The organism is Actinomadura meridiana (assembly GCF_039537545.1).
GTDB classification, from domain to species: Bacteria; Actinomycetota; Actinomycetes; order Streptosporangiales; family Streptosporangiaceae; genus Spirillospora; species Spirillospora meridiana.
Map to the genome: position 1 here is coordinate 19,292 of NZ_BAABAS010000022.1, position 16,724 is coordinate 36,015.

General features: G+C 67.8%; 21 protein-coding genes. 14 read left to right on the forward strand and 7 right to left on the reverse strand.

The genetic code is table 11. From position 1 onward, the window contains the following. Nucleotides 1-70: 70 nt before the first annotated feature. Entirely contained in the window at nt 71-1,045 is a 975-nt protein-coding gene (locus ABD808_RS31580; protein WP_344904632.1) for a GlxA family transcriptional regulator, read from the forward strand. 141 nt (nt 1,046-1,186) lie between these two features. On the opposite strand, the gene ABD808_RS31585 is transcribed toward ABD808_RS31580, so the two are convergent. Beyond that, the gene (locus tag ABD808_RS31585) at nt 1,187-1,621 is read right to left on the reverse strand and encodes an ArsI/CadI family heavy metal resistance metalloenzyme (protein ID WP_344904635.1); all 435 of its coding nucleotides are present in this window, start codon (nt 1,619-1,621) and stop codon (nt 1,187-1,189) included. Nucleotides 1,622-1,705: 84 nt separating this feature from the next. Between ABD808_RS31585 and ABD808_RS31590 the strand changes: the two genes are divergently transcribed. Beyond that, nucleotides 1,706-2,062 (forward strand): ArsR/SmtB family transcription factor, encoded by a 357-nt coding sequence (locus ABD808_RS31590; RefSeq protein WP_344904637.1) that lies wholly within the window; start codon nt 1,706-1,708, stop codon nt 2,060-2,062. Between the two features lie 36 nt (nt 2,063-2,098). Here the strand turns inward: ABD808_RS31590 and ABD808_RS31595 are convergent, their stop codons facing one another. Next, nucleotides 2,099-2,515: an arsenate reductase ArsC gene (locus tag ABD808_RS31595; RefSeq protein WP_344904640.1), complete on the reverse strand. Its 417-nt coding sequence runs from the start codon at nt 2,513-2,515 to the stop codon at nt 2,099-2,101. Between the two features lie 74 nt (nt 2,516-2,589). On the opposite strand from ABD808_RS31595, the gene ABD808_RS31600 reads away from it, so the two are divergent. The 9 genes from ABD808_RS31600 (at nt 2,590) to ABD808_RS31640 (ending at nt 11,548) form a co-directional block, all read left to right on the forward strand. Beyond that, nucleotides 2,590-2,907, forward strand: coding sequence for an ArsR/SmtB family transcription factor (locus ABD808_RS31600; RefSeq protein WP_344904641.1), 318 nt, complete (start codon nt 2,590-2,592; stop codon nt 2,905-2,907). Then, nucleotides 2,904-3,962: an ACR3 family arsenite efflux transporter gene (gene arsB / locus ABD808_RS31605; RefSeq protein ID WP_344904644.1), complete on the forward strand. Its 1,059-nt coding sequence runs from the start codon at nt 2,904-2,906 to the stop codon at nt 3,960-3,962. Before ABD808_RS31600 ends, arsB begins: the two co-directional genes overlap by 4 nt. A gap of 7 nt (nt 3,963-3,969) precedes the next feature. Further along, nucleotides 3,970-4,476 (forward strand): methyltransferase domain-containing protein, encoded by a 507-nt coding sequence (locus tag ABD808_RS31610; protein ID WP_344904684.1) that lies wholly within the window; start codon nt 3,970-3,972, stop codon nt 4,474-4,476. Nucleotides 4,477-4,740: 264 nt separating this feature from the next. Continuing rightward, nucleotides 4,741-5,472, forward strand: a complete 732-nt coding sequence (locus ABD808_RS31615; protein ID WP_344904647.1) for a thioredoxin domain-containing protein — start codon at nt 4,741-4,743, stop codon at nt 5,470-5,472. A 454-nt stretch (nt 5,473-5,926) separates the two neighbouring features. Continuing rightward, complete coding sequence (locus tag ABD808_RS31620; RefSeq protein ID WP_344904649.1) at nt 5,927-7,519, forward strand: AMP-binding protein; 1,593 nt, start codon at nt 5,927-5,929, stop codon at nt 7,517-7,519. Then, on the forward strand, nt 7,516-8,748 hold the full coding sequence (locus ABD808_RS31625) for an acyl-CoA dehydrogenase family protein (RefSeq protein WP_344904651.1): 1,233 nt from the start codon (nt 7,516-7,518) through the stop codon (nt 8,746-8,748). The genes ABD808_RS31620 and ABD808_RS31625 overlap by 4 nt, the downstream gene beginning before the upstream one ends. An 18-nt stretch (nt 8,749-8,766) precedes the next feature. After that, nucleotides 8,767-9,528, forward strand: coding sequence for an enoyl-CoA hydratase/isomerase family protein (locus ABD808_RS31630; RefSeq protein ID WP_344904654.1), 762 nt, complete (start codon nt 8,767-8,769; stop codon nt 9,526-9,528). An 8-nt stretch (nt 9,529-9,536) separates the two neighbouring features. Beyond that, nucleotides 9,537-10,475 carry a VOC family protein gene (locus ABD808_RS31635; protein ID WP_344904656.1) on the forward strand — a complete coding sequence of 313 codons (939 nt, stop codon included), beginning with the start codon at nt 9,537-9,539 and terminating at the stop codon, nt 10,473-10,475. Then, entirely contained in the window at nt 10,466-11,548 is a 1,083-nt protein-coding gene (locus ABD808_RS31640) for an acyl-CoA dehydrogenase family protein (RefSeq protein WP_344904659.1), read from the forward strand. The genes ABD808_RS31635 and ABD808_RS31640 overlap by 10 nt, the downstream gene beginning before the upstream one ends. Before the next feature lie 85 nt (nt 11,549-11,633). Here ABD808_RS31640 and ABD808_RS31645 read toward each other — a convergent pair whose 3' ends face one another. Then, nucleotides 11,634-11,894, reverse strand: a complete 261-nt coding sequence (locus ABD808_RS31645; protein WP_344904662.1) for a peptidoglycan-binding domain-containing protein — start codon at nt 11,892-11,894, stop codon at nt 11,634-11,636. A gap of 427 nt (nt 11,895-12,321) precedes the next feature. On the opposite strand from ABD808_RS31645, the gene ABD808_RS31650 reads away from it, so the two are divergent. After that, a complete protein-coding gene (locus tag ABD808_RS31650; protein WP_344904665.1) occupies nt 12,322-12,795 on the forward strand; it encodes an Rv3235 family protein in 474 nt (157 codons plus the stop codon). Between the two features lie 56 nt (nt 12,796-12,851). Here ABD808_RS31650 and ABD808_RS31655 read toward each other — a convergent pair whose 3' ends face one another. Further along, nucleotides 12,852-13,415: a Uma2 family endonuclease gene (locus ABD808_RS31655; protein WP_344904668.1), complete on the reverse strand. Its 564-nt coding sequence runs from the start codon at nt 13,413-13,415 to the stop codon at nt 12,852-12,854. Nucleotides 13,416-13,702: 287 nt separating this feature from the next. On the opposite strand from ABD808_RS31655, the gene hisS reads away from it, so the two are divergent. Beyond that, nucleotides 13,703-15,025 carry a histidine--tRNA ligase gene (gene hisS, locus ABD808_RS31660; protein WP_344904671.1) on the forward strand — a complete coding sequence of 441 codons (1,323 nt, stop codon included), beginning with the start codon at nt 13,703-13,705 and terminating at the stop codon, nt 15,023-15,025. 50 nt (nt 15,026-15,075) lie between these two features. Continuing rightward, the gene (locus tag ABD808_RS31665) at nt 15,076-15,657 is read left to right on the forward strand and encodes a hypothetical protein (RefSeq protein ID WP_344904673.1); all 582 of its coding nucleotides are present in this window, start codon (nt 15,076-15,078) and stop codon (nt 15,655-15,657) included. 296 nt (nt 15,658-15,953) lie between these two features. On the opposite strand, the gene ABD808_RS31670 is transcribed toward ABD808_RS31665, so the two are convergent. The 3 genes from ABD808_RS31670 to ABD808_RS31680 form a co-directional block, all read right to left on the reverse strand. Then, nucleotides 15,954-16,142 carry a DUF397 domain-containing protein gene (locus tag ABD808_RS31670; protein WP_344904676.1) on the reverse strand — a complete coding sequence of 63 codons (189 nt, stop codon included), beginning with the start codon at nt 16,140-16,142 and terminating at the stop codon, nt 15,954-15,956. Beyond that, on the reverse strand, nt 16,133-16,390 hold the full coding sequence (locus ABD808_RS31675; RefSeq protein WP_344904678.1) for a Scr1 family TA system antitoxin-like transcriptional regulator: 258 nt from the start codon (nt 16,388-16,390) through the stop codon (nt 16,133-16,135). Before ABD808_RS31675 ends, ABD808_RS31670 begins: the two co-directional genes overlap by 10 nt. Next, nucleotides 16,363-16,724, reverse strand: a 362-nt coding sequence (locus ABD808_RS31680; RefSeq protein ID WP_344904681.1) for a Scr1 family TA system antitoxin-like transcriptional regulator, incomplete at its 5' end; no start/stop codon positions are given. The genes ABD808_RS31675 and ABD808_RS31680, both read right to left, overlap by 28 nt.

Below are 16,724 nucleotides of genomic sequence, written 5' to 3' on the forward strand. Positions count from 1 at the left end.
CCCTCGACCCTCGCGGCCCACCGGCTCCGTCCCAAGTGGCAGGAGCGACCATCAGCGCTAAATTAGTGACATGCACCAGCTGGCCGTCGCCGTGACCGAGGGTGTGCCGATCTTCGAGCTCGCCATCCCGTGCGAGGTCTTCGGGTACGCGCGGCCGGGCCTCGCCGACTGGTGGTACGACTTCCGCCTGTGCGCCGCCCCCGGAACGCGCACCGCCGCCGGGTTCGCCGCGCAGGCCGAGCACGGGCTCGACGCATTGGCCGACGCCGACACCGTCGTGATCCCCGCCTGCGCGAACGTCCTGGACGAACAGCCGCCCGACCTGGTCGAGGCCGTCCGGGCGGCACACGGCAACGGTGCCCGCATCGTGTCGCTGTGCACCGGCGCGTTCGTCCTGGCCGCCGCCGGTCTTCTCGACGGACGCCCGGCGACGACCCACTGGATGCACGCCGACCAACTCGCCGCCCGCTGTCCGGAGGCCCGGGTGGACGCGTCCGTCCTCTACATCGACGACGGCGACATCCTGACCAGCGCCGGGACCGCCGCCGGGCTCGACCTGTGCCTGCATGTCGTCCGCGCCGACCATGGCGCCGCCGTCGCGAGGGCGCTCGCCAAACGGCTCGTGATGCCCGCGCACCGTCCGGGCGGCCAGGCCCAGTACGTCGACGCGGACATCACCGTCCACGACGCGGATGAGCTGGCCCCCCTCCTGGACTGGGCCCGCGAGCACCTGGCCGAGCCGTTGACCGTCGCCGCCCTGGCCCGTCGCGCCAACATCACCACCCGCACCCTGATCCGGCGCTTCCACGCCGCGACGGGCACGACCCCGATGGCATGGCTGCGCGGCATCCGGATCGACCACGCCCGTGAACTGCTGGAGACCACGTCCCTCCCGGTCGACCAGATCGCGCGCCGCTCCGGCCTGGGCGGCCCGGCGAACCTCCGGCACCACTTCACCCGCGCCGTCGGCGTCCCCCCGACCACCTACCGCCACACGTTCACGTCCACGCCCCGAACAGGCCGCCAGCCCCAGAGACCGGCATAGCGATCAGGCCGATGGTCGTCGCGCGCCCGACCGTCCCGGCCGGACGCGCGGTCGTGGGCGGACGTGCGGTTGTGGGCGGACGTGCGGTTGTGGGCGGACGCGCGGTTGTGGGCGGACGCGCGGTTGTGGGCGAGCGTGCGGTCAGCAGCAGGCCGAGCCGGACGTGGTGGTGGCGCAGCAGGCCGAGTCCTCGGACTTGGTCAGGGTGTCGGCGTCGGCCTTCACCATGTACACCTCCCAGGGCTCGCTGCCGGGCGCGGTGACCCAGACCTTGTCCTGGAGGGCGTAGCAGCAGGAGGTGTCCTTCTCCTCGAAGGTTGCCAGGCCCGCGTCGGCCAGGCGCCGCGCGGCGGCGTTCACCTGCTCGGTGTCGGCGACCTCGACGCCGAGGTGGTCCAGCCGGGTCGGCTCGTCGTCCTCGCCCTCGATCAGGACGAGCTTGAGCGGCGGCTCGGCGACGGCGAAGTTGGCGTAGCCGTCGCGGATCTTGGCCGGTTCGGTGCCGAACAGCTTGGTGTAGAAGGCGATGGAGCCCTCCAGGTCGGACACGCGCAGGGCGAGCTGGACGCGGGACATCGGATCCTCCTTGTTTCGAAGTTCGTCTAATCAGACGCTGTGCCGAGTTTGCCTCTTTGGATAGATGGGTGTCAAATTAGAGGCATGTCGAATCTGGAGCTGGTCGATACGGGCCGATGCTGCGCGCCGCTGACCGGCCTGGCGCTGGACGAGAGCGAGGCGGCGGAGCTGGCGGGCGTGTTCAAGGCGCTGGCCGACCCGGTGCGGCTACGGCTGCTGAACCTGATCGCCTCGGCCTCGGGCGGCGAGGCGTGCGTGTGCGACCTGACCGGGGCGTTCGACCTGACCGCGCCGACCATCTCCCACCACCTCAAGGTGCTTCGCCAGGCCGGTGTGATCACCGGCGAGCGCCGCGGGACCTGGGTGTACTACCGCGCCGTCCCGGAGTCACTGACCCGCCTGGCGGGCCTGTTCACGCCACCCGTCCCCACTCCGGCCTGACCCACCCGCCAGTCGATGGCGCGGGGTTCCCGCGCGTTAGGCGCTGGTCAGGTCGGTGAGCAGGGTCTCGACGCGTTCGCGGATCTCGTCGCGGATCGGGCGGACGGCGTCCACGCCCTGTCCGGCGGGGTCGTCCAGGGTCCAGTCCTCGTAGCGTTTGCCGGGGAAGACGGGGCAGGTGTCGCCGCAGCCCATCGTGATGACCACGTCCGAGGCGCGGACGGCGTCGGTGGTGAGGACCTTGGGGATCTCGGCGGAGATGTCGATGCCGTCCTCGGCCATCGCGGCGACCACGGCCGGGTTGACGGTGTCGGCGGGCGCCGATCCGGCCGAGCGGACCTCCACGCGGTCGCGGCCGAGATGGGTGAGGTAGGCGGCGGCCATCTGCGAACGTCCGGCGTTGTGCACGCACACGAACAGCACGCTCGGCCGGGCGGGGGTGGTGTCGGGCACCGGTGGCTCCTTCTCGCGCGAGTGGCGGTGTCAACGGTGGCGAAGGTCGAGCACGGCCTCTAACATATCAGTTTATGTTGATGTCAGTTGATGATGATGCGTTGCTGAGGGTCCTGGGCGACCCGCTGCGTGCCCGGATCGTGCGGCTGCTGGCGGACGAGGCGTTGTGCGTGTGTCACCTGGTCGAGGAGACCGGCGCGCGCCAGACCAATGTCTCCAACCATCTGCGGGTGCTGCGGCGGGCCGGGCTGGTCGAGACTGAGCCGTGCGGACGCTTCACCTACTACCGCCTGCGTCCTGAACCGCTGCGCGCGTTGGCCGCCGGGCTGGGCGAGCTGGCGGCCACGGCCGAGGAGGCGCGTGCCCAGACGCGCAAGAGGCCCTGCCCGTGACCGCGCCCGCCGCCGCCAGTCCGCGCCTGGTGGGACGGCTGTCGTCGCTGGACCGATTCCTGCCGGTGTGGATCCTCGCGGCGATGGCGGCCGGGCTGCTTCTGGGCCGCGCCGTCCCGGGCCTGGACGAGGCACTGTCGCGGGTGGAGGTCGGCGGGATCTCGCTGCCGATCGCGCTCGGACTGCTGGTGATGATGTACCCGGTGCTGGCGAAGGTCCGTTACGACCGCCTGGACACCGTGACCGGCGACCGCCGCCTGATGTCCGCCTCGCTGGCGCTGAACTGGGTGGTCGGCCCGGCAGTGATGTTCGCGCTGGCCTGGCTCCTGCTCCCTGACCTGCCCGAATACCGCACCGGGCTGATCATCGTCGGGCTGGCCCGGTGCATCGCCATGGTCGTCATCTGGAACGACCTGGCCTGCGGTGACCGGGAGGCCGCCGCCGTCCTGGTCGCCCTCAACTCGGTGTTCCAGGTCGTCGCGTTCGGCGCGCTGGGCTGGTTCTACCTGGAGGTTCTGCCCGGCTGGCTCGGCCTGGAGCAGAACGGTCTGCGCTTCTCCACCGGCGAGATCGTGGTCAACGTGCTGGTGTTTCTCGGCGTCCCGCTACTGGCCGGATACCTGACCCGGCGCGCCGGGGAGAGGGCGCGTGGACGGGAGTGGTACGAGACGCGGTTCCTGCCACGGATCGGGCCGTGGGCGCTGTACGGGCTGCTGTTCACCATCGTGATCCTGTTCGCCTTGCAGGGCGAGGCCATCACCGCCCGGCCCGGTGACGTCGTCCGGATCGCCGTCCCGCTGCTGGCCTACTTCGCGCTGATGTGGGGCGGCGCGTACGCCCTGGGCCGCGCCGTCCGGCTGCCGTACGAACGCACCGCCACGCTGGCCTTCACCGCCGCCGGAAACAACTTCGAGCTGGCCATCGCGGTCGCGATCGGCACCTTCGGCGTCACCTCCGGACAGGCCCTGGCCGGTGTCGTCGGTCCCCTGATCGAGGTGCCGGTGCTGGTCGCGCTCGTCTACGTCTCACTGTGGCTACGCCGCCGGACGGGTTGACACCGTCCTGGACCTCGGGTCAGGCGGCGGGCTGGACGTGCTGTTGTCGGCCCGCCGGGTCGCCCCCGACGGGATCGCCTACGGCCTGGATGCCAGCGACGCCATGCTCGCCCTGGCCCGCGCCAACGCGGCCGAGGCCGAGGTGTCCAACGCACGCTTCCTGCACGGACGCATCGAGGACGTCCCGCTGCCCGACACCAGCGTCGACGTGGTCATCTCCAACTGCGTGATCAACCTGTCGGCCGACAAGCCCGCCGTGCTGGCCGAGACGTTCCGCGTGCTGCGGCCCGGCGGCCGGATCGGCATCAGCGACGTCATCGCCGCCGTCGACCTGGACCCCGCGACGCGCGCGGACGCGGAGGCCCGCGTCGGCTGCGCCCGTGGCACCCTCACCGCCGCCGAGTACGAGCGTCTGCTGGCCGAGACCGGCTTCACTGGCATCACCATCACCCCGGTCGGCGATGCCGGTGACGGCCTGCACTCGGCGATCGTACGGGCCGGAAAACCTCGGTGACCATCGCGGAGATTCGCGGTCGTCGTGCGCGGAGTTCGGCTTCTCCGGCCTCGTCGTAAATCTGTGTCACGCAGGTAGTGCGCCATTTGGACAGAATGGAGTGATCGGCTGGTCGCGTGCTGTGAGAGAGGGGCGGGGATTTTGGTCGGCGGTGTTGTGGGTTTGTGGCTTACTTCTGTTCTTGGGATTGCGTGATCTGCGCTAGGGTCTCCGTGCTTGAGAACTGGAGAGTGCGCGGTGAATCGTATGGGAAAATGGCTGGCAGTGGCGCTGGTTACCGTGCTGGGTGCGGCGCTTACCGGGTGTGGTGAATCGGGTGGGAAGGGCGAGGCCGCTGAGCCGTCGAAATCCCGTCCGTCGACGGTCGCCTACGCCGACCTGACGAAGGTCCCGGAGAGCCTCGCTCAGGACGGGACGACGATCATCGTCGGGAATCCCGCCGCGCTGGTCATGGTGCACCTGTTCGAGGACCCGCGCTGCCCTGTCTGCAAGGAGTACGAGTCGACCGGCGGGCCCGTGCTCAGCGACTGGATCGTGCGGGGAAAGGCGAGGGCGGACTACACCCTGGCCTCGTTCCTGGACGATCGGGTCGGCGGCGGCGGTTCCAAGCGGGCCGTCAACGCTCTGCGCGCCGCGCTGGAGCAACGGAAGTTCGCCGAGTACCACGCCGTCCTGTACCGGTATCAGCCCGAGGAATCGGTGGACGGTTTCACCACCGAGCGGCTGCTGGAACTGGCCGAAAAGGTCGACGGTCTGCGTGGCGCCGCCTTCGACAACGCGGTGAAGAAGATGAAGTACCGGAAGTTCGTCGCCGCGTCCCAGGAGGTGTACCGGAAGTCGGGCAAGGGCAAGGACGAACCGAGAGGGCCGGGCACTCCGACCGCGGAGATCAACGGCGTCCGGATTCCCGTCGATTACAGCGGCGTCCTTTACGACAAGGACGCGTTCGCCGCGATGCTCACCAGGGCGTACAAGCTGATGGACTCGTCCTCCTGAGGGCCCTGCCGATCATGGTCTCCGCAGGCGCCGCCGGAGCGGCATAGGTGGGCGTCGCCCGTGGTGCGGGGGCGTCGGACGGTGGGCGGAGGCGGCTTCCGGTTGAGGACGCGTCCAGATGGGAGCCGACGCGGAGCCGGGTGGACGCGACCAGGTGGGCGGGCGGTGCGGATGCTGGCTCGTCAGCGGTGTTCTTGGGGTTCCTGGGGTGGTGTGGTGCTTGTCACATTGGATGCCTGATGGCCCTGTGATTCTGCGGTTATCTGGCTTTGTTCGCTGTTAGTCGCTGTTGCCGGGTATGAGGTTTCGTGCTCATCTATTTAGGGCGATGTCCGGTTAGCGGCTCGCCCTCGGCCGAATCATCCAGTCACCGACGACGCACACCCACCTACGGCGCACATCACCGACGACGCACATCACCGACGACGACGCAGACGGCGACAGCGGAGGTCCGATGCGGAAGGAGACGCTGGAGAGTTTCGTCCTCGGGGACGTTCTCCGGTCACAGGCGCAGACACATCGACGACAGACGTTTCTCAAGTTCCGGGACGGCGAGATCACCTACGGCGAGGTGGACGCCGCCGCCGACCGGATGGCCAGGGCGCTCGGCGGCGCGGGCATCGGGCGGGGCGACCATGTGGGGCTGATGCTGCCCAACTGCGCCGACTTCGTCCATCTGATCTTCGCGCTGGCGCGGCTCGGGGCCGTGGCCGTGCCGATCAACATCGCGTACCGGGGGGAGTTGCTGCGGCACGTCCTGGACAGCTCCGACTCCGGGTGGCTCATCGTGGACGGGCCCTACGCGGAGCGGCTCACGGACGTCGCGGAGCGGCTGCCGAAGCTGGGCGGGGTGATCGTGCGGGACGCCGCCGAGAACGGGGTGCTGCTGGAGCGGCTCGGCAAACCCGCGCGGGAACTGGCGAAACTGCCGCAGGACGGGGACGGGCGCGTCGACGTCCCGGTCGGGTTCGCGGACATGCAGGCGATCATGTACACGTCCGGGACGACGGGTCCGTCCAAGGGCGCGATGGTGCCGCATGCCCTGGCGTTGACCTGCGCCTACGACTCGCTCGACTTCCTTGACCGGTGGGGCAAGACGATCTACTGTCCGCTGCCGCTGTTCCACGCGGCGGCCCTGTGGGACGGGATGTTGTCGGCGTTGCTCGGCGGCGGGTCCATCGCGCTCGTGGAGCGGTTCAGCGCGTCGCGGTTCTGGGACGACGTCCGCCGCTTCGACGCGCAGGTCTGCATGAGCGTGTTCTCGATGATCCCGATCCTGCTGAACCGTCCGCCGACGTCCAGGGACAAGGACCACCGGTTGGAGACGTTCTACATGGGCAAGTCCAACCTGGACGAGCCCATGCGGGAACGGTTCGGCGTCCGGTCGGTGGAGACCTACACCAGCACGGAGGCGGGGATCGCGACGGGCAGCCCGTACGGGGAGTGGCGCGTCGGGTCGTGCGGGCAGGCGCATGACGAGCGGTTCCAGGTCGCGGTGGTGGACGAGCACGACCGGGAGCTCGGCCCCGGCGAGCCGGGAGAGTTGGTGCTGCGGCCGAAACAGCCGTTCGTCCTCACGACCGGGTACTACGGGAACTGGGAGGCGACGACGCATTGCTTCCGGAACATGTGGTTCCACACCGGAGATCGGGTATGGCGCGATGACGATGGGTATTTCTTCTTCCTTGACCGGATGAAGGACGCCATCCGCCGCCGCGGTGAGAACATCTCCGCCTTCGACCTGGAGACGGAGATCAACCAGCATCCGGCGGTGCTGGAGTGCGCCGCGATCGGCGTGCCCTCGGAACTGGAGGACGAGGACATCAAGGTGTCGATCGTGGTGCAACCCGACACCGGGCTGGACCCGGAGGAGCTGGTGGCGTTCTGCCAGGAGCGGTTGCCGCGGTCGATGGTGCCGCGCTACGTGGAGTTCGTTGAGGCGCTGCCGCGCACTCCTACCGACAAGGTCGCCAAGTACAAGCTGCGGGCGCAGGGCGAGGGCGGCGTCACCGAGACGACCTGGGACCGGGAGGCGGGCGGACGGTGAACTGGGACGACACGCCAGAGCAGGCCGCCTTTCGGGAGGAGGTCCGGGCCTTCGTCCAAGAGAAGTTCCCCTCGTCGTACCGTCCGGCGGGGGACGAGGAACAGAGCCTGGAACCAGAAGACGTCGCGGGTTACAACTGGCCCGTCGACAGGGTCGCCGACGATCCGGGACGGAGTGAAGGCGCCAGGGCGTGGGCTGATGCGTTGGCGGAGCGTGGCTGGATCGCGCCGCACTGGCCGGAGGAGTACGGCGGTGCCGGGCTGTCGGCCATGGAGGAGTTCATCCTGCACGAGGAGATGATGCGGGCGCGGGTGCCGACGGTGAACGGCATCGGCGCGTTCCTCCTCGGCCCGACCCTGCTCGTGCACGGCACGGACGAGCAGAAGGCCGCGCACCTGCCGCCGATCGCGCGGGGTGAGGCGACGTGGGCACAGGGGTTCTCCGAGCCGAATTCGGGCTCCGACCTGGCGTCGCTGCGCACGAAGGCCGTCCGAAACGGCGACGAGTACATCGTGGACGGTCAGAAGGTGTGGACGTCCCTCGGTCAGTACGCCGACTGGTTGTTCGTGCTGGTCCGCACCGATCCCGACGCGGAACGTCCGCACCGTGGCATCACGTTCCTGCTGATCGCGGCGGACGCGCCGGGCGTGACGATCCGTCCCATCACCGACATCCGGGGCGCGGCGCCGTTCTGCGAGATCTTCTTCGAGGGCGTCCGGGTGCCGGTCGCGAACCGGGTCGGGGAGGAGAACCGCGGCTGGTACGTGGCGATGTCCGCGCTCGGCTTCGAGCGGGCCGGGATCGGCGCGACCATCAAGTACGAACAGGCCCTCGCCGAGCTGGTCACCTACCTGCGCTCCCCGGACGGGCAACGTTTCGCACGCCGCAGCCCCGCGCTACGGCAGGAGATAGCCCGCCGCCAGACGGAGATCCGCGTCCTGTACAACCTGGCCCGTTACACGGTGTCGCGCCAAGCCGCCGGTGACGAACCTGACTTCGAGGCGTCCATCAACCAGCTTTTCGGTGCCGAACTGCACCAGCGCCTAGCCCGGACGGGTGCGCGCGCCTTCGGCCGGGCCGCCGCCCTATGGGAACGCGAAAACGCACCCATGAACGCCACCTTCACCCACATGCGCAGGGATTCGGTGGCGTCCACCTTCTTGGGCGGGACCACCGAGATCCAACGAAACGTCATCGCCACCCGGGGCCTGAACCTGCCCCGCAGCTGAATGGAGGAGCGAAACCCCATGCCCGACGACGGCAACGCCTACGAGACCGTCGATCTGCGGATCGAAGAACGAGTGGCCTGGCTGACGCTGAACCGGCCGGAGAAGCTCAACGCGCTGACGCCCACGACGATGACGGAGCTGCGCGACATCTTCACCCGCGTCGACGACGACGAGGACGTCTGCGTGGTGGTGCTGCGCGGCGCCGGGGAACGCGCGTTCTGCGCCGGGATGGACCTCGGCTGGTCGGAGAAGCTGACCCCGCGCGAGCGGATCGAGCAGGGTCGGCTCGGCGAGAAGACGTTCGCGATGATGGAGCGCCTGTCGGTCCCGGTGATCGCGGCGGTGCACGGGTACGCGGTCGGCGGCGGCCTGGAACTGGCGCTCGCGGCCGACTTCATCGTCGCGTCCGACAACGCGAAGGTCGGCCTGGTCGAGATCACGCTGTCGGCGCGTCCGCCGTACCGGCCGAAGATGACCGAGGACGGCGACCCCGACCAGCCCGAGTTCGGCGGGTCCGCGCCCGGCTGGGGCGGGGTGAAGCGGCTGCCGGAGCGCATCGGCAAGGCCCGCGCGAAGGAACTGCTGTTCACCGGCGCCCGCATCGACGCCGACCGCGCGTTCAAGTTGGGCCTGGTCAACGACGTGTACCCGGCGGACGAGTTCGACAAGCGGGTCGGCGAACTGGCCGAGCGGATCGCGGCGATGAACCGCTACAACCTGCGTCTCGTCAAGGAACTGGTCACCGCCGGCTACGACTGGATCGAGCCGCACCCGAGCTAGGAGGACCCGTGCAGATCTACCGCATCGACCACGTCGCGCAGGTCACGCCCGACCTCGACGCGCAGGTCGCGCTCCTCGAAGGGCTGTTCGGGTTCCGGCGCGTCCGACATTGGGACAACCCCGCCGAACGCACGCGCGGAACCCGGCTGGAGATCCCCGGCAGCCACGGCCAGGCGTGGGAGGTCGTGGCCCCCGCCGGTGACGGCTCCCCGTTGCAGACGTTTCTTGACGACCACGGCGGACGTCCCGGCCTGCACCACGTCGGCGCCGAGGTCCCCGACCTGGAGGCCGTCCGCGCCGAACTGGAAGTACGCGGCATCAAACCGACCGACGGCCTGCGCGGACGCTGGCTGGAGGCGTCGCTGAGTCCGCCCGAATACGGTCCCGGCGTCCTGTTCAGGCTCCGCGGCCCCGGCAGCCTCGACATGTGCGGCGACTCTCCCTCGGCCACCGTGGAAACCGGCGAAACACCCGGCCCGTCCCTCGGCATCGTCGCGCTCGACCACATCTGCCAGGCGTTCCCGGACCGGGACGTGCTGGCGGGCTGGTACCACGGCCTCGCCGGGTTCACGCAGGTGTGGCGCACATCGGACGACGAACATCCCGACATGGCCGACCTCGTCATGAACATCCCCGGCGCCACGATGTGCTGGGAAGTGATCATGCCGCGCGGCGAGGACTCGTTCATCGAACGGTTCTGGGACCGCAACGGCGCCGCCGCCCACCACGTCACCTTCGAGGTGGCCGACTGGGACGCCGCGATGGCCGCCTGCGAACACCACGACACGCCGACGTTCGGTGAGAACGAGGGCAGCACCGACGGCGCGGCCTGGAAGGACACGTTCATCCACCCGAAGCACACCGGGGGCGTCCTCGTCCAACTGTTCTGGGAGGAACGACCCGGCGTGTGGGTCCGCTCCGACAAGGTTCCGCCGCCATGGACCTGAGCCTCACCGAAGACCAGGAGCTGATCGCGTCCACCGCCCGCGACCTCCTGGAATCCCGCGCGGCGACCGCCGGGACGCGGGCGATGGACGACGACCCGTCCGGCTACTCCGCCGCGCTGTGGAAAGAAATGATCGACCTCGGCTGGACTGGCCTGGCCTTCCCCGAGGAGCACGGCGGCGTCGGCGGCGACTTCCTGGACGTGTGCCTGCTGTTCGAACAACTCGGCTACACCCAGGTCCCGAGCCCGCTCCTGACCGCCGTGGCGTCCTGCGGCATGCCCATAGCCCGCCACGGGACGTCCGACCAAAAAGAAAAATGGCTAACTGCCATAACAAACGGCCAGGTGGTCACAGCCGCCCCCCTCCCTTGGGACCACCCAGACAATGGCCCAACAGCCACCCGAGACGCCACCGACTACATCCTCAATGGAACGGCCACCTTCGTCCCCTACGCCGCATCCGCCGAGCACTTCCTGGTAGCAGCACGCGTAGAGAACGAACCCCGAGCCTTCTGGGTAGACGCCGCATCAGTCATGCCCCAACCCGTGAAAACACTCGGCCCAGACCGCCCATGCCACATCGACCTAACCGGCACCCGCGTCCCAGAAGAAGACGCCCTGCCCCCAGAAGTGGCAACCGCGATCCCCCTGTTCGGCGCGGCCGCCACCTGCGCCGAAATGGTAGGCGCGGCACAGCGCGTCCTGGACATGACGGTCGAGTACGCGACAGACCGGCAACAGTTCGGCCGCCCCATCGGGTCGTTCCAGGCCGTCCAACACCATTGCGCCGACATGGCGATCGACGTCCTAGGCTCCCGCTTCATCGCCTACGAGGCCATCTGGCTCCTCTCAACCAACAGGGAAGCCGCACAAGAAGTCTCCATGGCCAAAGCCTGGGTAAGCGAGGCCTACGAACGAGTCTGCGCCCTGGGCCACCAGGTACACGGCGCCATAGGCTTCACCGCCGAACACGACCTACACCTGTTCTCCCGCCACGCCACGACCACGTCCCTGACCTTCGGCGACGACGACCACCACTACGAAACCCTGGCCACCACCCTCAACCTCCCCTAACCCCGAACCGCCCGGCCGGGAACACAACCCGGCCGGGTTGGGCGGACCACCCCTCATCAGACGGCCCGGAACAAGCACGCGCTGCTCAGTGGGTGATCGGCGCGGTCCAGGTCTTCTCCCAAGTGTTGGCGTCCACGATTCCGCTGTCCGGCAGACCCTTCTCGTGCTGGAACTTCTTGCACTTCGACTCGGACTGCGGACCATATTTCCCGTCGACGTCGATAATCCAGCCCCGGTCTTTCATTCTCTTCTGCCACATCTCCACGTCGTCGCCGTACTCCATGGGCTGACGGCGCTTGAGGAGGCGGCCCTGGAAGGGCGGGGCCTGTGTTGCGACCTGAGTCATGACGACTCCTCCCCCATCGGGTTCGGACATTTTCAGCGTCCAAAACCCAACCGCGCCCCCGCAACCAGCCAACGGAAGATTCCACCAAAAACCTAATTGGATGAAAATACAACAACCAACAACCGCCCACCCCAAGCTGACGGCGGCGAGGGTTCAAGGAGGCGGTCGCGGAGGCCAGGACGGTCGGCGGCCCTGACGAACACGCCATCGCCCCACGCCACCAGGCCACGCGACGATGCCGAAGCCCGGAAACTCGCACCTCAACCCCGCGAGGCACGAGGCAGGAGGCAGTGCCGCGAACCCGCCTCCGTTGTAACCGTAAGCCGGGAGCATCGACCGCCACGTCATGGCGTGGTCCTGATGTGGCCAGAGTGTATTTTTCGAGGCTTCTGTGACTCCTGTACTCGAACGAGTCGGGAGGTCATTCATGCAGCGACGTACGGGGAAGCGCGCGGCGGTGAGGTTCGTGCGGTACCGCCCGGTGCCCATGACACGGGGAGCGCTGGCGCTGAATCCGGCGCCGCCTCCGGCACAACCGCCGGGGTTGCGGCTGGTACGACCAGCAGCCGGGGTCGACGCCGAAGTCCGCGCCGTCGCGGACACGGCCATACGCCTGGTCCTGGACATCCTGGCGGGCACCCGCCCCGCCCACCAGCTCTCGCTGGTAGCGGCCCCCGCTGTATGCCGGGAACTGCTCGGACGGACCGGAGCCTTGCTCCGCCGAGGTGGCCGAATCGTCCCACCAAGAGTGCTGACAAGCCGCCTTCAACGCCCCACCCCCACGGTCGCCGAGGTCACCGCAGTGGTCATCATGGCCGGACGCATCCACGCCCTAGCCTTACGCCTCGACCACACCCGAGGCAGATGGCGCTGCACCGCCCTAGAAACAACCGCGCCCTAAGCGCGGCGGAAGCGGCGGCCTCTCGCCCTGGGAGGCCGCCGCCAGTCCCGAGGAGGTCAGAAGTCGCGGGTCGGTAGGACGCCTTCGAGAGGCTCGGGGATGGTCAGGTCGTCGCCGAGAACAGCCGAGGCGCTGTGGGTGTAGTCGCCGCCACGTGGTTCGGAGAAGATGGTGACCTTGCCGTCCAGCCGGTCGACCAGCAGGTACAGCGGAATGTCGGCGGCGGCATAGCCGCGGCGTTTGGGCCCGCGGTCCCGTTCGGCGCCCTTGTTCTTCCCGCCCCGGCCTGAGGTCACCTCCAGGACCATCGCCACGCCGTCTGGCTTGCTGTGCCAGTCCTGCCCCGCGAACGCGCCCTTGGGGGCCGCGATCCCGTCGGGCACGTACTCGCCCTCCGGACTGATCAACGTCAGGTTGCGGTGCAACCGGAGATCGTGAACGTCCCGTACCCAGTCGTCGACGGCCACGATGATGGTCTCGTGTTGCCCGTCTGGGGTCGGTGACACGATGATTTCTCCATCTACCAGTTCGGCGCGAAATCCGGGCATCACGTCGAGCGCGGCGAACGCCTCGCGCAGGTCGTTACGGACGATCGACGGCTCTTCCGGCATTGCCGTCATCGAGCTCTCCTCATGGTGTGGGCGCACCGTGGTTTCCAACTTAGCAGCGGCCCACCGCGCGGAGGTGGACTGCGCCGCCGCTCGATGGCAGTACTCCAAGCCGCTGGGTATTCAAGGGGTCGGGTCGGGGGCGTACTCGCTGAGAAGTTGGTAGTTCGCGCGGTGGTGGCGGGGGCGTCGATACGATCGGAGGGTACTGGTCCCCCGGAGCGTGCGGCGTCCGGATGCGGACGCGTTCCCATGACTTGCCCTGTTTCGGCGCTCGGTTACGTTAGTCAGGAGTTCTCATGGCGTCTCAGCAGTTCGAGCCCCCGTCGGGCACCCGGGATTTTCTCGCTGGTGCATTGCGCACCCGTGAGGCCGTTTTCGCGCGGGTTCGGCAGGTGTTTGAGCGATATGGGTTTGAGCCGTTGCAAACACCGGCGTTCGAGCGGTTGGAGACGCTGACCGGGAAGTACGGCGACGAGGGCGACAAACTGATCTTCAAGATCCTTCGTCGTGGTGACCACGAAGCGACCGGTGAGGCCGATCTGGCTCTGCGGTATGACATGACCGTCCCGCTCGCTCGGGTTGTCGCCAGTTATGGATCGCAGCTCCCGACCCCCTACAAGCGGTTCGCGATGGGGCCGGTGTGGCGGGCCGACCGTCCGGGGAAAGGGCGGTTTCGCGAGTTCGCGCAGTGTGATGTGGATGTGGTCGGTTCGGTGTCCCCGCTGGCGGATGCCGAGGTGGTGTGCGCGCTGACCGATGCGCTGGACGCGGCCGGTGTGCGTGACTACCGGGTGTTGGTGAACTCGCGTCAGGCGCTGACCGGCCTTTTGGAGAGTTACGGGGTTCCCGTCGATCTCGGTGGCGGTGTGCTCATCACTTTGGACAAGCTCGACAAACTGTCGCCGGAGAAGGTCGTGGCCGAACTGGTGGACGCCCGGTCGCTGACCCCCGGCATTGCCGAGGCCCTGGTGGGTGACCTGACGGCCGCCGACGCCGTGGAGCGGATGCAGATCAGATTGAAGGGCAGCGAGGCCGGGCGCGCGGGTTTGGAGGAGGTCGGCCGACTCTTGGAGTTGGCGGCGCCGAAGGTGGGCGATGACCGGATCGCGTTCACACCGAGCCTTGTCCGGGGTCTGGATTACTACACCGGCGTCATTTTCGAGGTGGTCGCCGAGGGCATGCCGGGGTCGATTGCCAGTGGCGGCCGTTACGACGGTCTGATCGCCGCACTTGGGGGCCCGGACGTCCCGGCTTGTGGTGGCTCGCTTGGTGTTGAACGGATTATCGGACTGCTCGGCGACGACCAGAGCGACGCGCACAGGACCGATGTCGCCGTCACCGTGATCGCCGAGGACACCGGTTCGGAGGTCATGGATTTCGCCGCCCGGCTACGGGACGCGGGTCTGCGGACGGAGGTATATCTGGCCGCCAGCCGCAAACTGGCCAAACAACTCAAGTGGGCCGCCGACCGCCGGGCCCGCTTCGCACTGATCTACGGGGCGTCCGACAAGGAAGCGGGAATGATCACGGTGCGGGACATGGACACCGGAGAACAAGCTCAGGTCCCGACCCATGAGCTTGCCGCGCACCTCACCGAGAGGTGTGCGCCGTCCAGATAGTTTCATGAGGGGAGTTGCAGATGGGTGTGCAAGGCGATCGCATCTTCGCTGTGATCGAGCAGAGAGGTTTCCCCGACCCCTGGTCGACCTTCGGGGAATGCCTGTCGTGGGAATCGGCATACGCGGTCCAGCTCAAGCAGGCCATCGACCAGGCGCGTAAGGACTCTGACGAACAACTCGGCAAGACCGTCTCCGGGCTGTTCGCCAGCAAAGCCCGCAATCTCAACAACGCACACAAGCTACTCGAAGACGTGCTCGTCGAGTACGACCAGAACGGCATGTGGCAGGTCCTGGACGAGCGCGCCACGCGCCTGGACATCGACGACGTCTCCGAACGCTGGGCCCGGGGTTTGGTCGAGCACCCGTTCCCCATCGCTCTGCTGTCGCTCCAGTTCAACTGGCGCTACATGAAGCAGCACGGTGTCCGCGCGTTCTACGAGATGACCGCACGCTACGTCGATGACCTGGCCGTCAACACGCGCCGCTGGTCAGAGGCATGGACCACTGAGGCAGCCACCGGCATCATCGACCGCGTCACCACCGTCGAATGCGACCTCGCTTCCGAGGAAGCCCCCATGCATTGCGACATCTGCAAGAAGACCATCACCGCCCTGCTCTACCTGGACGAGTAACCGCTTCCCGCTGGTCCCTCCGCTGCTGCGGGGAGCCGACACACCTGTGGAGGTCAACCAGGGTCTCGCGACATATACGTCCTCCACGGTACCGCCAATGACCGCGAATTGATCATGGTCAACTGTTCCGTGGAGGAACTGATCGATCGAGGCGAAGTCTGAGGGTCCGTCTGCGAAGAGGCGGAGCCACGTTCGGTGAGTAGGTGTTGGGTGCGGCGGGTCGTCCGGGCCGGGGGCTGGGACGACTCGCCGCGAGTTGACGGGTCGGGTCCGCCGGGGTTGTCGTCGCTGGACGGTTAGTGTGTGTCGGCGGCGGACTGGACGGCGGTGCGCAGCGCCGCGCGGGTCAGGAGGAGGATGGGACCGTCCGGGTCCTTACTGTCCCGTACCGCCACCGCACCGACCGCGTCCGCCAGCTCGACGCATTCAGCACCGTTGGAAGTGCTGCGGCTGCTCTTACGCCACTTGGCATTCGTCAAGTCCATTTTTCCTCGGCCACCTTTCTAATCAGCTCACGTGACATCTCTTGCGTGAGCGTCCGTGAACGTAAGTCGATCAAAGTTCGCTCCAACACGGAGAGATCGGCGGGGTCGTCAGTCGTGATCGAACGTATGGCTGTTTCGGCATACGCGATCTCGCTCCGATCCTCCATCGTCGCGAGCACAAAGTCGCCTGTGTTGCCGTCGTGCTCACCACTGCTTAACACTACTTGAACCGTGACGTTGGGCAACATGCTGAGCTCTCAATCAGGTGCTCCAACTGCCTTTTCATCGTCTCGTTGGTGCCGACCTTGTGGTGAAGTACCTGTTCCTCAATGAGGAACACGACGATTGCGGGGCCACGTTCGTCGTCCCTGGTGAGGATGGCCTGTCGCTTGATCCTTACGTCGGCGGTCTCCTGGTTGCCACGCACGATGGCGAGCGCGTACTCAGGGGTCTGCGCTAGGCCAGGGATGACCGAATTTCGCCAGCAGACCAGCACGGCCGCGTCTGCTTCGATCTTGTAGGGGTCGGGCTGCGGCGCGGTGCCAACCTTTCGATTGGCCCGTTTCCGCAGCCCGCCCTCCG

Excerpts from the sequence above, each read along its gene's own strand:
- ABD808_RS31585 (WP_344904635.1), bottom strand. The coding sequence starts at position 1,621 with ATGTCCCGCGTCCAGCTCGCCCTGCGCGTGTCCGACCTGGAGGGCTCC.
- ABD808_RS31675 (WP_344904678.1), bottom strand. The coding sequence starts at position 16,390 with ATGTTGCCCAACGTCACGGTTCAAGTAGTGTTAAGCAGTGGTGAGCAC.
- ABD808_RS31600 (WP_344904641.1), top strand. The coding sequence starts at position 2,590 with ATGTTGATGTCAGTTGATGATGATGCGTTGCTGAGGGTCCTGGGCGAC.
- ABD808_RS31670 (WP_344904676.1), bottom strand. The coding sequence starts at position 16,142 with ATGGACTTGACGAATGCCAAGTGGCGTAAGAGCAGCCGCAGCACTTCC.
- ABD808_RS31630 (WP_344904654.1), top strand. The coding sequence starts at position 8,767 with ATGCCCGACGACGGCAACGCCTACGAGACCGTCGATCTGCGGATCGAA.
- ABD808_RS31580 (WP_344904632.1), top strand. The coding sequence starts at position 71 with ATGCACCAGCTGGCCGTCGCCGTGACCGAGGGTGTGCCGATCTTCGAG.
- ABD808_RS31655 (WP_344904668.1), bottom strand. The coding sequence starts at position 13,415 with ATGACGGCAATGCCGGAAGAGCCGTCGATCGTCCGTAACGACCTGCGC.
- ABD808_RS31590 (WP_344904637.1), top strand. The coding sequence starts at position 1,706 with ATGTCGAATCTGGAGCTGGTCGATACGGGCCGATGCTGCGCGCCGCTG.
- ABD808_RS31640 (WP_344904659.1), top strand. The coding sequence starts at position 10,466 with ATGGACCTGAGCCTCACCGAAGACCAGGAGCTGATCGCGTCCACCGCC.
- ABD808_RS31620 (WP_344904649.1), top strand. The coding sequence starts at position 5,927 with ATGCGGAAGGAGACGCTGGAGAGTTTCGTCCTCGGGGACGTTCTCCGG.
- ABD808_RS31650 (WP_344904665.1), top strand. The coding sequence starts at position 12,322 with ATGCAGCGACGTACGGGGAAGCGCGCGGCGGTGAGGTTCGTGCGGTAC.
- ABD808_RS31645 (WP_344904662.1), bottom strand. The coding sequence starts at position 11,894 with ATGACTCAGGTCGCAACACAGGCCCCGCCCTTCCAGGGCCGCCTCCTC.
- hisS (WP_344904671.1), top strand. The coding sequence starts at position 13,703 with ATGGCGTCTCAGCAGTTCGAGCCCCCGTCGGGCACCCGGGATTTTCTC.